At 67.5% G+C, this 13,946-nt stretch carries 10 protein-coding genes; 8 read left to right on the top strand and 2 right to left on the bottom strand.

From position 1 onward, the window contains the following. Window positions 1-120 precede the first annotated feature (120 nt). Window positions 121-2,847 (bottom strand): leucine--tRNA ligase, encoded by a 2,727-nt coding sequence (gene leuS, locus MC375_RS16005; protein ID WP_242104419.1) that lies wholly within the window; start codon window positions 2,845-2,847, stop codon window positions 121-123. A 96-nt stretch (window positions 2,848-2,943) separates the two neighbouring features. Here leuS and MC375_RS16010 point away from each other — a divergent pair, with 96 nt between their 5' ends. After that, complete coding sequence (locus MC375_RS16010; RefSeq protein WP_242104420.1) at window positions 2,944-4,254, top strand: amidohydrolase family protein; 1,311 nt, start codon at window positions 2,944-2,946, stop codon at window positions 4,252-4,254. An 18-nt stretch (window positions 4,255-4,272) separates the two neighbouring features. Beyond that, on the top strand, window positions 4,273-4,518 hold the full coding sequence (locus MC375_RS16015; RefSeq protein WP_242104421.1) for a SemiSWEET transporter: 246 nt from the start codon (window positions 4,273-4,275) through the stop codon (window positions 4,516-4,518). Here MC375_RS16015 and MC375_RS16020 read toward each other — a convergent pair. After that, window positions 4,487-5,071, bottom strand: a complete 585-nt coding sequence (locus MC375_RS16020) for a DUF998 domain-containing protein (protein ID WP_242104422.1) — start codon at window positions 5,069-5,071, stop codon at window positions 4,487-4,489. The genes MC375_RS16015 and MC375_RS16020 overlap by 32 nt on opposite strands. A gap of 144 nt (window positions 5,072-5,215) precedes the next feature. On the opposite strand from MC375_RS16020, the gene trxA reads away from it, so the two are divergent. The 6 genes from trxA to MC375_RS16050 all read left to right on the top strand — a co-directional run bounded on the left by trxA (window position 5,216) and on the right by MC375_RS16050 (window position 13,860). Next, on the top strand, window positions 5,216-6,088 hold the full coding sequence (gene trxA / locus MC375_RS16025; RefSeq protein WP_242104423.1) for a thioredoxin: 873 nt from the start codon (window positions 5,216-5,218) through the stop codon (window positions 6,086-6,088). 201 nt (window positions 6,089-6,289) lie between these two features. Further along, window positions 6,290-8,323 (top strand): bifunctional serine/threonine-protein kinase/formylglycine-generating enzyme family protein, encoded by a 2,034-nt coding sequence (locus tag MC375_RS16030; RefSeq protein WP_242104424.1) that lies wholly within the window; start codon window positions 6,290-6,292, stop codon window positions 8,321-8,323. Window positions 8,324-8,365: 42 nt separating this feature from the next. Further along, the gene (locus MC375_RS16035; protein ID WP_242104425.1) at window positions 8,366-9,082 is read left to right on the top strand and encodes a DUF502 domain-containing protein; all 717 of its coding nucleotides are present in this window, start codon (window positions 8,366-8,368) and stop codon (window positions 9,080-9,082) included. A 157-nt stretch (window positions 9,083-9,239) separates the two neighbouring features. Further along, window positions 9,240-10,010, top strand: a complete 771-nt coding sequence (locus MC375_RS16040) for a queuosine precursor transporter (RefSeq protein WP_242104426.1) — start codon at window positions 9,240-9,242, stop codon at window positions 10,008-10,010. A gap of 101 nt (window positions 10,011-10,111) precedes the next feature. Beyond that, complete coding sequence (locus MC375_RS16045; RefSeq protein ID WP_345779295.1) at window positions 10,112-11,938, top strand: DUF885 family protein; 1,827 nt, start codon at window positions 10,112-10,114, stop codon at window positions 11,936-11,938. 92 nt (window positions 11,939-12,030) lie between these two features. After that, window positions 12,031-13,860, top strand: a complete 1,830-nt coding sequence (locus MC375_RS16050) for a DUF885 family protein (RefSeq protein ID WP_242104427.1) — start codon at window positions 12,031-12,033, stop codon at window positions 13,858-13,860. Window positions 13,861-13,946: the final 86 nt, after the last annotated feature.

Genomic DNA, 13,946 nt, shown 5'->3' on the forward strand with positions numbered 1-13,946 from the left:
GGCTGACGCCGCTCCAACGGAAGGAACGTCTCGCGCGCAGTGCGAATGGGGGTATGGAGGCCAAGGCGTGGGGCCCAAAGTTTCGGCACGAAACTTCAGGGGGTAAGCCACTACAGGGGCTTACCCCGCCACGATATTGACGATCTTGCCGGGCACCACGATCACCTTGCGTACCGCCAGGCCCTCGAGGACCATCGCCACCCGCGGTTCGGCCATGGCGGCCGCTTCGATCGCCTCGCGCGAGGCGTCGAGCGGCATTTCGATCTGCCCGCGCAGCTTGCCGTTGACCTGGACCGCCAGGGTCACCGCGTCGCGCACCAGTGCAGCCGGATCGGCCTTGGGAAAGGGCGCGTCCTCCAGCAGCGTCTCCGGATGGCCCAGCGCCTGCCATGCGGCATGCGAGAAATGCGGCGTGATCGGATTGAGCAGCAGCACGATCGCCTCGAACGCCTCATGCCGCACCGCCCTGCCCTGGTCGCTCATGTCGGTGAACTTTCCGACATGATTGAGCAGTTCCATCAGCGCGGCAATCGCGGTGTTGAAGGCATGGCGGCGACCGTAGTCATCGCCCACCTTGGCGATGGTTTCGTGCACGTGCCGGCGCAGGGTCTTCTGCACCGCATCCAGCGCAGGCGGATCGACCGGGGGATGATCGGGCTGGGCCACGTGCGCGTGCAGTTCCCGCCACAGGCGGCGCAGGAAGCGCGCCATGCCCTCGACTCCGGCATCGCTCCATTCCAGCGATTGCTCCGGCGGCGCCGCGAACATCGAGAACAGGCGCACGGTGTCCGCGCCGTAGCGATCGATCAGCAGCTGCGGATCGACACCGTTGTTCTTGGACTTGGACATCTTCTCGATGCCGCCGATCGCCACCGGCTGGCCGTCGGCCTTCAGCGTCGCGCCGGCGACGTGGCCGCGCTCGTCGCGCAGCAGCTCGACGTCGGCGGGATTGACCCAGTCCCTGGACCCATCCGCCTTCTCGCGATAGAAGGTTTCAGCCACCACCATGCCCTGGGTGAGCAGGCGCGTGGCCGGCTCGTCGCTGTCCACCAGACCCGCGTCGCGCATGAGCTTGTGGTAGAAGCGGAAGTACATCAGGTGCAGGATCGCGTGTTCGATCCCGCCGATGTACTGGTCCACCGGCAGCCAGTGGTTCGCGCGCCGGTCCACCATCGATTCCGCACCCGGCGAGGTGTAGCGCGCGTAGTACCAGCTCGACTCCATGAAGGTATCGAAGGTATCGGTCTCGCGCTCGGCGGCCGCGCCGCAGCGCGGGCAGATGGTCTTGCGCCATTGCGGATCGGCCTTGATCGGCGACTGCACGCCGCTGAAGGCGACGTCTTCGGGCAGCACCACCGGCAGCTGGTCCTCGGGCACCGGCACCGCGCCGCAGGCGTCGCAATAGATCACCGGGATCGGGCAGCCCCAGTAACGCTGGCGGCTGACGCCCCAGTCGCGCAGGCGGAAGTTCACCCGCCGCGTGCCGCGGCCTTCGGCTTCGAACTTCGCCGCCAGCGCGTTGAACGCGGCCTGGAAGTCCATGCCGTTGTATTCGTCGGAGTTCACCAGGAAGCCGCGCTCGGTATAGGCGCCCTCTTCCTGCACACTGCGCACGAAATCCTGGACCACCTGTACCGCGGCGCCGGTGTCGTAGGCATCGACCGGCGCGCGTTCGCCCAGCGCCGCGCCCATCGGATCGGCGTCGCTGCCGATATCGGCGGTGACCTGCGCCAGCGCGTCGCGGACGGCCGTGGGAACAACCACCATCCGGATCGGCAGCCCATAGGCCTTGGCGAATTCCCAATCGCGCTGGTCGTGGCCCGGCACCGCCATCACCGCGCCGGTGCCGTAGCCCATCAGCACGAAGTTGGCGACCCACACCGGTAGCTCCTCGCCGGTGACCGGGTGCAGCGCGCGCAGGCCGGTGTCCATGCCGCGCTTTTCCTGGGTCTCGAGCTCGGCTTCGGACGTGCCGCCCTTGCGCAGATCGGCGATGAACGCCGCCAGCCCCGGGTCCGCTGCGGCGGCCTTCACCGCCAGCGGATGTTCGGCCGCGATCGACAGAAAGGTTGCGCCCATGAGCGTGTCCGGGCGGGTGGTGAACACAGTCAGCGGCTCGGATTCGCCTTCGATGCGGAACTGGATCTCCAGCCCTTCGCTGCGACCGATCCAGTTGCGCTGCATGGTCTTGACCGAATCCGGCCATCCGTCGAGCGCATCCAGTCCGTCGAGCAGTTCCTGCGCGTAGTCGGTAATGCGCAGGAACCACTGCGGAATTTCCCGCTTCTCCACCACCGCACCGGTGCGCCAGCCGCGGCCGTCGATCACCTGCTCGTTGGCCAGCACGGTCTGGTCGACCGGATCCCAGTTCACCACCGAGTTCTTGCGGTAGGCGATGCCCTGCTGCATCAGGCGCACGAACATGCGCTGCTCGTGCACGTAGTACTCGGGCGTGCAGGTGGCGAATTCACGCGTCCAGTCGATGGCATACCCCATCGCCTTGAGCTGCTCGCGCATGTGCGCAATGTTGGCGTAGGTCCACTTGGCCGGCGCGGTGTTGTTCTTGATCGCGGCGTTCTCGGCCGGCAGCCCGAACGCGTCCCAGCCCATCGGTTGCAGCACGTTGTAGCCGGTCATGCGCTTGTAGCGGCTGATCACATCGCCGATGGTGTAGTTGCGCACGTGACCCACATGCAGCGCGCCCGAGGGGTACGGAAGCATCGACAGGCAGTAGTACTTGGGCTTGGGCGAGGATTCGTCCACCTCGAAGGCGCCTGTGGCCTCCCAGAAATGCTGGGCGGCGGGCTCGATGGTCCGGGGATCGTAGGCGGCGGGCTCGGAGGGCACGGAAGACTGGGCGTGGAAGCGGCCGGACAGCCTACCGCAGCGCACAAAACCCTGCCATGCGTGGCACCATCGCCCCTCCTCTCGACGGAGTCGGACATGAGAACAGCGTCCTGCGTGGCTGGCGTACTGGGGCTGGTCTGCTCTGTGCAGGTAGCCGCGGCGCCTCCGGCGCCCGCGCCTGCGCAAGCCTTGCAGTGCGAACGCCTGTTCGACAGCCGCAGCGGGCAGCTGCTGGACGCACGCACGGTGGTGGTTCGCGAAGGCAAGGTGGCCGAAGTGCTCCCCGGCAAGGTGCAGGTGCCGGGCGCGACCGCGATCGACCTGTCCGGCCGTACCTGCAGCCCGGGCTGGACGGATCTGCACGTGCACATGGCCAGCCAGTCCAGTCCGCAGAGCTATTCCGAAGGCTTCCGCCTGGACGACGTCGATTTCGCGTTCCGCGCCGTCGGATATGCGGAAAAGACCCTTATGGCCGGCTTCACCAGCGTGCGCGACCTCGGCGGCGAAGTCGCCCCGCACCTGCGCGACGCGATCAACCAGGGCCTGGTCAGGGGACCGCGCATCTTCGCCGCCGGCAAGTCGATCGCCACCACCGGCGGCCATGCCGACCCCACCAACGGCTACAACTCCGAGCTCTCGCACCTGGTCGGCCCGCCCGGCCCGACCGAGGGCGTGGTCAATTCGATCGACGAGGCCCGCCAGGCGGTGCGCCAGCGCTACAAGGAAGGCAGCGACGTGATCAAGATCACCGCCACCGGTGGCGTGCTGAGCTACGCAAAATCAGGCGACGCGCCGCAGTTCACCGTGGAAGAGGTCCGCGCCATCGTCGACACGGCGCGGGACTACGGCTACAAGGTCGCCGCACACGCGCACGGCGAGGAAGGCATGCGCCGGGCGGTCGAGGGCGGCGTGACCAGCATCGAGCATGGCACCTACATGAGCGAGGAGCTGATGGCGCTGATGAAGCGCAAGGGCACCTGGTACGTGCCGACCATCTATGCCGGCCGGTTCGTCGCTGACAAGGCCAAGGTCGACGGCTATTTTCCCGAAATCGTACGGCCCAAGGCTGCGCGCATCGGCGCGCAGATCCAGGACACCGCGGCCAAGGCCTACAAGGCGGGCGTGAAGATCGCCTTCGGCACCGACATGGGCGTGGGGCCGCACGGCGACAACGCGCGTGAATTCGTCTATATGCACGAGGCCGGCATACCGGCCGCATACGCGCTGCAGGCGGCCACGATCCGCGCCGCCGAAGTACTTGGCGTCGAGGACCAGGGCGTGGTGGAAGCCGGGCAGCGCGCCGACATCATCGCCATTCCTGGCGATCCGCTGGCCGACATCAACGCTGTGATGAACGTCGACTTCGTGATGAAGGATGGCGTGGTGTACAAGACGCCGACGCAGTAACCCTGCAGGAGAATCAAGATGGAATGGCTGGGCTACGTCGCCGCGACCCTGACCACCATCGCCTTCGTCCCGCAGGCGCTCAAGACCATCCGCACGCGCGACACGCGGGGCATCTCGCTGGGGATGTACGTGGTGTTCACCATCGGCGTCGTGTTCTGGTTCGGCTACGGTCTGGTGCTCGGCTCATGGCCGATGATCGTGTCGAACGCGATCACCTTCGTGCTCGCTTCGGTCATCCTCGCGATGAAACTGCGCCACGGTTAGCGGGAAGCAGCAGCCACCAGCAGAACCACAGGGCGAAGGCGACGCGCTGAGCCAGCGGCGCGGGCATCAGGGCCACGCCGTACAGCGCGCACGCCGGCAACAGCAGCGCGAACGCCAGGCCGGCCAGGCGCCGACGCGCGACGGCGGCCGCCAGCAGCAGCGCGCCCGGCACGAACGCCACCCACCAGAGCGTCCACGCGACGGCATGCAGGCGGCTGGCGGGCGCGAGCAGGTTGTAGGGATCCAGCGGCAGCACGCCCTGCGCGGCGAAGGCGAGGGCCGACAGCATCGACAGTTGCAGCCCGATCCGCGCCATCCAGCCGTCCGCAGTCGCAGCCGAACGCCAGGCGAACGCGCACCACGCCAGGATCACGCCCGGTGCCAGGAACCCCAGCAGATTGAAGGCGAGCGCATGCGGCTCGCCGCGGGCCCCCAGCAGCGCCACCGGATGCACCAGCTGCGAGTAGCCCGGCGAGGCCATGCCGAAACCCGCCACCGCGGCGAGCCAAAGCAGCGCCGCCAGCCATGGCAGGCGGCGCTGTAATTCGTGCATGGCGCTCCCACCCATCGGACCCCTCGCTGGCCATCGTTCCGCGCCAATCATGCCTTGCGCCGGAAATGCCGGCTTCGGCGAGCGCGGACTTGCATCGCGAGGCGGCTGGCACAATCTCGGTCCGCTCCCACCCCGGATCCCCCGATGCCCGCAGACGTACGCAATCCCCACGTTTTCGATGCCACCACCGCCGGATTCGAGACCGAGGTGCTGGCGAAATCGCTGGAAACCCCGGTCCTGGTCGACTTCTGGGCGGACTGGTGCGGTCCGTGCAAGACCCTCGGGCCGATCCTGGAGAAGCTGGCCGCCGAGTTCAATGGCGGGTTCGTGTTGGCCAAGGTCGACACCGAGCACGAACAGCAGATCGTCGCGGCCTTCCAGATCCGCTCGATCCCCACCGTCTTCCTGGTCAAGGGCGGGCAGATCGTCGACGGCTTCCAGGGCGCGCTGCCCGAAGGCCAGGTGCGCGAATTCCTCACCCACCACGGGATCGCGCCGGCCGAAGCCGCCGAACCGACCATCGAAGCGGAAGCGCCGCCGCCCGACCCGCATGCCGAGGTGGTGCGGTTGCGCAAGCTGGTCGAAACCGAGCCCGACCAGGCCGGGCACCGATTGGACCTGGCCCTGGCGCTGCTGAAGACCGGCGCGGCGGCCGAGGCCGAAACCCTGCTCGACGCCCTGCCCGCCAACCTGTCCACCGACGAGCGCGCCGTGAAGGCGCGCGCGCGCCTGGGATTTGCCGCCCTGCTCAAGGACGCGCCGCCGGCACAGACCCTGCAGGCGGCGATCGCGTCGGATCCGGACGATCTGCGCGCGCGGCACCTGCTGGGTGCGCACGAACTCGTGGCCGGCAACGCCGAAGCCGGGCTCGAGCAGCTGCTGGAGATGCTGCGCCGCAACCGCGACTGGAACGACGGACTGCCGAAGAAGGCGCTGATCGATGCCTTCCGCGTGGTCGAGGACGAGGATCTGGTCGGCCGCTACCGTCGCAAGATGTCTTCGCTGTTGCTGGTGTAAGCGGCCCGGGGACGGCATCGCGCGCCCTGCCATCGCCTGTCCGCAGCAGGCCGCCCCGCACTCGCCGGCGATGCCGGGTGCGCGTGCGCAAGCAGCTGTACGTCCGTCGCAAAAACCGTTGAAACCATGCGGGAAGCCGCCGGCCGGTGGTTGCCGGCCCGCGGCGCGGCGTATCCTCGCCGCTGTCGACCCGGGGACGACATGAATCGCGACCCATCCATTTCGGGCCAGAATCCCGCGCTGCCGGACATCTTCGGATACCGGTTGCAACGCGTGCTCGGCTATGGCGGCATGTCGACCGTGTACCTCGCGCGCCAGATCTCGCTCGACCGGGAAGTCGCGCTCAAGGTCATGCTGCCCGAGGCGCTGACCGACGAGATCAGCCGCCGGCGCTTCGAGAACGAGGCACGCACCATCGCCCGGCTCGACCATCCCAACATCGTGGGCATCTTCGAGGTCGGCCGCACCCGCGACGGGCTGCCCTACTACGCCATGCCCTACCTGGCGCGCGGGCACGTGGGCCAGCGCGCCTTCGGCGCCGATCCGGCGCAGGTACGCTCGATCCTCGATGCACTGCTCTCCGCGCTCGAATACGCGCACAGCCGCGGGGTGGTGCACCGCGACGTGAAGGCCGAGAACGTGCTGTTCGACGACGCCGACCGGCCGCTGCTGGCCGATTTCGGCATCGCCCTGCGCCGCGGCTATGGCACCCGTGTCACCACCGCCGGCCTGGCCGTCGGCAGTACCGCCTACATGCCGCCAGAGCAGGCGCGCGGGCACAACGTCGACGGTCGCGCGGATGTGTACAGCGTGGGCGTGCTGGGCTGGGAAATGCTCACCGGACGCCTGCCGTACAACGCCGGCGATGCCCTCTCGATGGCCCTGCAGCACGCGCAGGAACCGATCCCGCGCCTGCCGCCGGAGCTGCGCCACTGGCAGAAGTTCTTCGATCGCGCGCTGGCCAAGACGCCGGAGGCGCGATTCGCCAGCGCGAAGGAAATGCGCGCGGCGCTCGCCAAGGTGCCGGAGCACGCCCACGGCACTTCGGGCGACGCGCAACGCTGGCTACCCTGGGCAGGGGCCGCCGCGGTGCTGCTCGCGTTGGTGGCCGGTTTCATGGCCTGGCCCTGGGGCTCGCCGCAACGCGGCGTGGCTGGTTCCGCAACGCCGGCAGCCGGCAGTACGTCACCGGCATCCGGGGCGGCCGCGCAGCAGGGGACGCAGGCGCTGGCCGTCGATGGCCTGGATACCTTGAAGCGTCCCCTGCCGGAATCTGCCACCGAGCGCTGGCTCGTGGCCGCCGAAGCGCAGATCGAGCAGGAGCGCTGGACCACGCCGCGGGGCGACAACGCCTACGAAAGCCTGATGACCGCTGCGCAGGCCGATCCCACCCACCCGCGCCTGGCCCCGGTTGCGGGCGAACTGATCGCCGCGCTCGCCCAGCAGGCGGTCCGCACCCTCGGACGCGGCGAAACCGCGCCCGCCGTGGAAGCGATTACGCGCGCGCGCGCGCTGTCCGAGCGTATTGCCCTGCCCAGAGCCAACGGAGCCACGCAGCCGCAGGCCCTGCTGCGGATGGAATCGCAAGTCACCGATGCATTGCAGACGCGTGTCGACGAAGCCGTAAAAAAGGGGGACCGGGATGCAGTAGCCGGTATCGTCGCGGACGCGCGCAAGCTCGGTCTCGATCCATCGCGCCTGCGCGGGACCACAATCGCCATCGCCCCACAGGCCGAACGGGTCGCCGCGCAGCCCATGCCGCGCGAACGTGGCTGGACCCTGCTGCGCACCAGGGCAGGAAGCGTCGCGATCGCCGACGGAAATGTCAGCCGCGGCGACTATGCGCGCTTTGCCGAAGTCAGCCGACGACCACCGGCCCGATGTCGCGAACGGGGCTCGCTGCTGCGGATCCTGGCACCGCGCGACTGGACGTCGCCTGGGTTCGAACAGACACCGCAACAGCCGGTAGTCTGCGTGTCCTGGCAGGACGCGCAAGCCTATGCGCGCTGGCTGGGCGCGCGGGATGGCCGGCGCTACCGGCTGGCCAGTGCGGAAGAACTGCGTGCGGCTCCGGCCGCCGGCAGCGGCGCGATCGGCTCCTGGTCGGACGCCTGCGGCGAGACCTGCGCGCAGCGCCTGGCCATCGGCGACGGCGCGGGCGAGGAAGCCGAGCGCCGCCTGCAGCCCGACCGCGGCTACGACGATGTCGGTTTCCGTCTCGCACGGGATCTCTAGCGCCCGCTCATGGGCGGCTCGCCTCCCGCCTACAATCGCGGCATGACCACGCCCCCCGTCCCGCCGCATGCGATTCCGCCACGCACGCACAATGCGCAACGCCCCAGCCTGCAGAAGATCTTCCTGACCGGCGTGCTCACCCTGCTGCCCATCTGGCTGACCTGGGTGGTGGTGAAGTTCGTGTTCGTGCTGCTCTCGGATACCAGCCGGCCGCTGGTCGATCCGTTGCTGCGCAACCTCGCCGTGACCAACCCCCAGGCGTTCGCATGGCTGCAGCAAGCCTGGGTGCAGATGTCCATCGGACTGCTGGCCACCCTGGCGGTGATCCTGCTGTCCGGGGTGATGGCGCGGCGCGTATTCGGCCAGCGCCTGTTGCGCTGGTTCGAAGCGCTGGTTGCGCGCGTGCCGCTGGCGAACACGATCTACGGCAGCGCCCGCAAACTGCTCGACATCCTGCAGACCGCGCCCGACGGCACCCAGCGTGTGGTGCTGATCGACTTCCCGCACACCGAAATGAAATCGGTCGGCTTCGTGACCCGGGTGATCCGGGAGCACGGCAGCGGGCGCGAACTGGCGGCCGTGTACGTGCCCACCACGCCGAATCCGACTTCGGGCTACCTCGAGATCGTGCCGGTCGAAAAGATGACGCCCACCGACTGGACCGTGGACCAGGCGATGAGCTTCATCATCTCCGGCGGCGCGGTGTCGCCCGACTCGATTCCGTTCTCGGTGCCGGCGCCTGTGGTGCCGGACCGCTGACCGGTGCGGCACTGCGCGCATCCGGGGATGCGTACGCCCTGCCTCGTAGCGGGCATCGTCGACATCGATGAAGCAGCGGTCCGGATACTTACGGATCGCGTCGACGCAGCGCCCGCAGCACCGCCGCATCATTTCTTCGATTGATGACCCACAAGCCATGACCCAGCGACCCCTCGACGACCGCGCCACCCGTCTGTACATCGGCCTGGCCGCCTTCTTCTGCGTCAACGCCGTGCTGGCGGAGTTCATCGGGGTCAAGATCTTCGCGCTGGAGGAGACGCTGGGACTGGCGCCGTTCGAGTGGAACCTGTTCGGCCAGAGCGGTTCGCTCAACTTCACCGTGGGCACCCTGCTGTGGCCGTTCGTGTTCGTGTTCACCGACGTGATCAACGAATTCTTCGGCATGCGTGGCGTGCGCTTCGTGTCGTGGATCGCGGTGGCGCTGATCGCGTACGGTTTCGTGTTCGCCTTCGCCGGCATCGCGCTGGCGCCTGCAGGCTGGTGGGTCGGCGCGGCGCAGGAACAGGGCGTGCCTGATTACCAGGCGGCGTATGCGGCGGTGTTCGGCCAGGGCCAGTGGAGCATCGTCGGTTCGATCATCGCCTTCCTGCTGGGCCAGCTGATCGACGTCAGCGTGTTCCACCGCATCCGCAAGGCGACGGGCGAGCGCTGGGTGTGGCTGCGCGCGACCGGATCCACCGCGGTATCGCAGCTGGTGGACAGTTTCGTGGTGCTGTACATCGCCTTCGTGCTGGGGCCACAGCACTGGCCGATGCCACAGTTCTTCGCCATCGGCAGCGTCAACTATGTCTACAAGATGGGCGCGGCCGTGGCGATGATCCCGCTGCTGTACCTGATGCGGCGGGCCATCACCCGTTACCTCGGCGCCCAGCGCGCCACGGAGCTGCGCCACCAGGCCGCGCTTTGAGCCGCAATCGGCGGTGCTGATGCGCCGCAAGTGACCTTTGGCCCATGGCCCGTCGCCCCGCAGCGGCGAGGCTTGGGGTTTGCCCTGCCCCCGGAGCCCCCATGCCCGTACGCGTCCTGCTCGCCGCCGCCCTCGCGATCGCCCTGGTCGGCTGCGCCACCACGGCTCCCGACGGCACCCGCACGGGCACGGCCGACGAGCTCGCCTTCCCGCGCTCGGACAAGGCCGCGCGGCTGGACAAGCTGTACGCGGACTACTGGGAAGCGCTGCTCAAGCTCAATCCGGTCCAGGCCACGTTCCAGGGAGACAACCGCTACAACGACCAGCTGCCCGACTTTGGCACCGCGCAGTTCCGCGCGCAGTCGCGCAAGTTCACCCAGGACTGGCTGCAGCGGGTGGAAGCCATCGGTGCGGACGGCCTGCAGGGGCAGGCGCTGCTGAGCTACCAGATCTTCGTGCGCGATGCGAAGAACTCGCTCGAAGCCGACCAGTACCCCACCTGGATGCAGCCGATCAACCAGATGGGCGGCATACCCAGCTTCGCCGTGCAGCTGGGCTCGGGCACCGGTGCGCAGCCGTTCAAGACGGTCAAGGATTACGACAACTGGCTGGCACGCGGCAACCGGCTGCCGGCGCTGTTCGACACCTCGATCGCCAACATGCGCGAAGGCATCAAAGCAGGGGTCGTCCAGCCTAGACCGTTGATGGAGAAGGTGATCCCGCAGCTCGACGCGCTGATCAAGGACAGGCCCGAAGACACGCTGTTGTGGGGGCCTGTCAGGAGCATGCCGGCCGATTTCAGCGATGCCGACAAGCAGCGCCTGACCGCCGCGTACCGCGACATGATCGGGCAGCGGGTGATGCCGGCGTACAAGAGGCTACGTGCCTTCATCGCCGATGAGTATCTGCCCGCCACCCGTACGACCGTGAGCCTGGACAAGCTGCCCAACGGCGCGGCCTGGTACGCGTTCAACGTGCGCAACAGCACCTCGACCAACATGACGCCGGCGCAGATCCATCAGCTGGGGCTGGACGAAGTCGCGCGCATCCACGGCGAAATCGGCAAGGTGATGCGCCAGGTCGGCTTCAAGGGCGACCTGCAGGCCTTCTTCAAGTTCATGCGCACCCAGAAGCGATTCGAGTACAAGACCGAAGGCGCGCTGCTCGAGCACTATCGTTCCCTGGAAGACAAGATCAACGAGAAGATCCCCGGGCAGTTCTCGCTGGTCCCGAAGGCGCCGTTCGAGATCCGCCCGGTCGAGCCTTACCGCGCCAAGTCCGCTGCGGGCGGTTCGTACATGAGCCCCAGCGAGGACGGCAAGCGCCCCGGCATCTTCTACGTCAACACCTACGACCTGCCCACGCGCAAGACCTGGGACGCCGAGGATCTTTACCTGCACGAGGCGATCCCGGGCCACCACTTCCAGCTGGCGCTGCAGCAGGAACTGACCGACTTGCCCAAGTTCCGGCGCTTCGGCGGCGAGACCGCCTTCATCGAGGGCTGGGGCCTGTATGCCGAGTCGCTGGGCAAGGACCTGGGCGTGTACACCGATCCGTACAACTACTTCGGCTACCTGCAGAACGAACTATGGCGCGCGATCCGCCTGGTCACCGACACCGGCCTGCACAGCAAGGGCTGGACCCGCGAGCAGGTGATCAAATACATGCTCGACAACTCCGCGGAAAGCGAAACCCAGGCCACCGCCGAAGCCGAACGCTACATCGCCTGGCCCGCGCAGGCCCTGGCCTACAAGATCGGCGAGCTGAAGATCAAGGAAGTCCGGGCGAAGGCTGAAAAGGAGCTTGGGCCGAAGTTCGACGTCCGCGAGTTCCACGCCGAAGTGCTCAAGGACGGCTCGGTCCCGCTCGACGTGCTGGAGCAGAAGATCGACCGCTGGGTGAGCGGACGCGCCAAGCAGATGCCTTGAATCCCATCTGCTGCGTCCGCGCAACGACGCCTTCCAATCCATAACCCATCGATACACACCGCAGTTCCATCGCTTCCACCAGGAGATCCCACGTGACGCTACGCCCGCTTCTGCTCTCCCTTGCCATCGCCGGCGCGCTTGCCGCCTGCGACCGCGCGCCGTCCACCGATGCCGCGACGACCACGCCAACCGCCAACGTCAGCACCGCGGACGCCGCCGCGAAGGCTTCCCAGCTCAAGCAGCTCTACGCGGACTACTGGGAAGCGTTGCTCAAGCTCAACCCGGTGATTGCAACGTTCACCGGCGACAACCGCTACAACGACCAGCTGCCGGATTCGGGCTCGGCGGCCTACCGCCAGCAGATGCAGCAGTTCACCGAAGAATGGCTGAAGAAGGCCGAAGCGATCGGCTCGGCCGGACTGAGCGGACAGGACCTGCTCAGCTACGAAATCTTCGTCGCCGATTCCAAGGACACGCTGGAAGGTTTTCAGTACCCCGACTGGCAGATGCCGGTCAACCAGATGCGCAGCACCGCGACGCTTGCGGTGCAGCTGGGCTCGGGTACCGGTGCGCAGCCGTTCAAGACGGTCAAGGACTACGACAACTGGCTGGCACGCGCCGGCCGCCTGCCGGTGCTGCTTGACACCGAGATCGCCAACATGCGCGAAGGGATGAAGACCGGCGTGGTCATGCCGCGCGCGCTGATGGAGGACGTGATCCCGCAACTCGACGCGCTGATCAAGGACAAGCCGGAGGAATCCCTGTTCTGGGGCCCGATCACGAGCATGCCGAAGGAATTCCCCGAGGCCGACCGCACCCGCCTGACCGAGGCGTTCCGCAAGCTGATCCTCGAGCAGATCAACCCTGCCTACCAGAAGCAGCGCGACTTCATCGCCAACGAATACCTGCCCAAGACCCGCGACAGCGTGGGCCTGGACAAGCTGCCCGACGGCGCCGCCTGGTACGCGTTCAACGCGCGCCAGAGCACCACCACGGACAAGTCGCCGGCCGAAATCCACCAGATCGGGCTGGACGAGGTCGCGCGCATCCATGGCGAGATCCGCAAGGTCATGGCCGAGGTCAAGTTCGAGGGATCGATGCAGGACTTCTTCAAGTTCATGCAGACCGATCCGCGCTTCAGCTTCAAGGACCAGAAGGCGCTGCTGGAGCACTACCGCGCGCTGGAAGACAGGATCAACCAGAAGATTCCCGAGCAGTTCTCGCTGGTCCCGAAGGCGCCGTTCGAGATCCGGCCGATCGAGCCGTTCCGCGAGAAGTCCGCCGCCGGCGGCGAATACATGATTCCGAGCGAGGACGGCAGCCGGCCGGGCATCTTCTACGTCAACACCTACGACCTGCCCACGCGCAAGACCTGGGACGCCGAGGACCTGTACCTGCACGAGGCGATTCCGGGCCACCACTTCCAGCTGGCGCTGCAGATCGAGCTGAAGGACATGCCGACGTTCCGGCGCTGGGGCGGCGAAACCGCGTTCGCCGAAGGCTGGGGCCTGTACTCCGAGTCGCTGGGCAAGGACCTGGGCGTCTATACCGATCCCTACAACTACTTCGGCTACCTGCAGAACGAACTATGGCGCGCGATCCGCCTGGTCACCGACACCGGCCTGCACAGCAAGGGCTGGACCCGCGAGCAGGTGATCAAGTACATGCTCGACAACTCCGCCGAAAGCGAAACCCAGGCCACCGCCGAAGCCGAGCGCTACGTCGCCTGGCCCGGACAGGCGCTGGCGTACAAGATCGGTGAGCTGAAGATCAAGGAAGTCCGGGCGAAGGCAGAAAAGGAGCTTGGGCCGAAGTTCGACGTCCGCGAGTTCCATGCCGAGGTACTCAAGGACGGCTCGGTGCCGCTGGACGTGCTGGAACAGAAGATCGACCGCTGGATTGCCGCGAAGAAGGCGGCCTGACCGGGCCTGCTTCGCGCCCGCGCGGTTCCCCAACGGAAGAAGGCCGGCAATGCCGGCCTTCTTCTTTTGCCCCAGGATGCGGGTGT

Origin of the sequence: Lysobacter sp. M2-1 (assembly GCF_022662495.1) — a bacterium.
Classification (GTDB): Bacteria; Pseudomonadota; Gammaproteobacteria; order Xanthomonadales; family Xanthomonadaceae; genus JAKPBU01.

Bases quoted from the DNA above. Each gene is read 5' to 3' on its own strand.
- MC375_RS16010 (WP_242104420.1), top strand. From the start codon at position 2,944: ATGAGAACAGCGTCCTGCGTGGCTGGCGTACTGGGGCTGGTCTGCTCT.
- MC375_RS16015 (WP_242104421.1), top strand. From the start codon at position 4,273: ATGGAATGGCTGGGCTACGTCGCCGCGACCCTGACCACCATCGCCTTC.
- MC375_RS16020 (WP_242104422.1), bottom strand. From the start codon at position 5,071: ATGCACGAATTACAGCGCCGCCTGCCATGGCTGGCGGCGCTGCTTTGG.
- trxA (WP_242104423.1), top strand. From the start codon at position 5,216: ATGCCCGCAGACGTACGCAATCCCCACGTTTTCGATGCCACCACCGCC.
- MC375_RS16030 (WP_242104424.1), top strand. From the start codon at position 6,290: ATGAATCGCGACCCATCCATTTCGGGCCAGAATCCCGCGCTGCCGGAC.
- MC375_RS16035 (WP_242104425.1), top strand. From the start codon at position 8,366: ATGACCACGCCCCCCGTCCCGCCGCATGCGATTCCGCCACGCACGCAC.
- MC375_RS16040 (WP_242104426.1), top strand. From the start codon at position 9,240: ATGACCCAGCGACCCCTCGACGACCGCGCCACCCGTCTGTACATCGGC.
- MC375_RS16045 (WP_345779295.1), top strand. From the start codon at position 10,112: ATGCCCGTACGCGTCCTGCTCGCCGCCGCCCTCGCGATCGCCCTGGTC.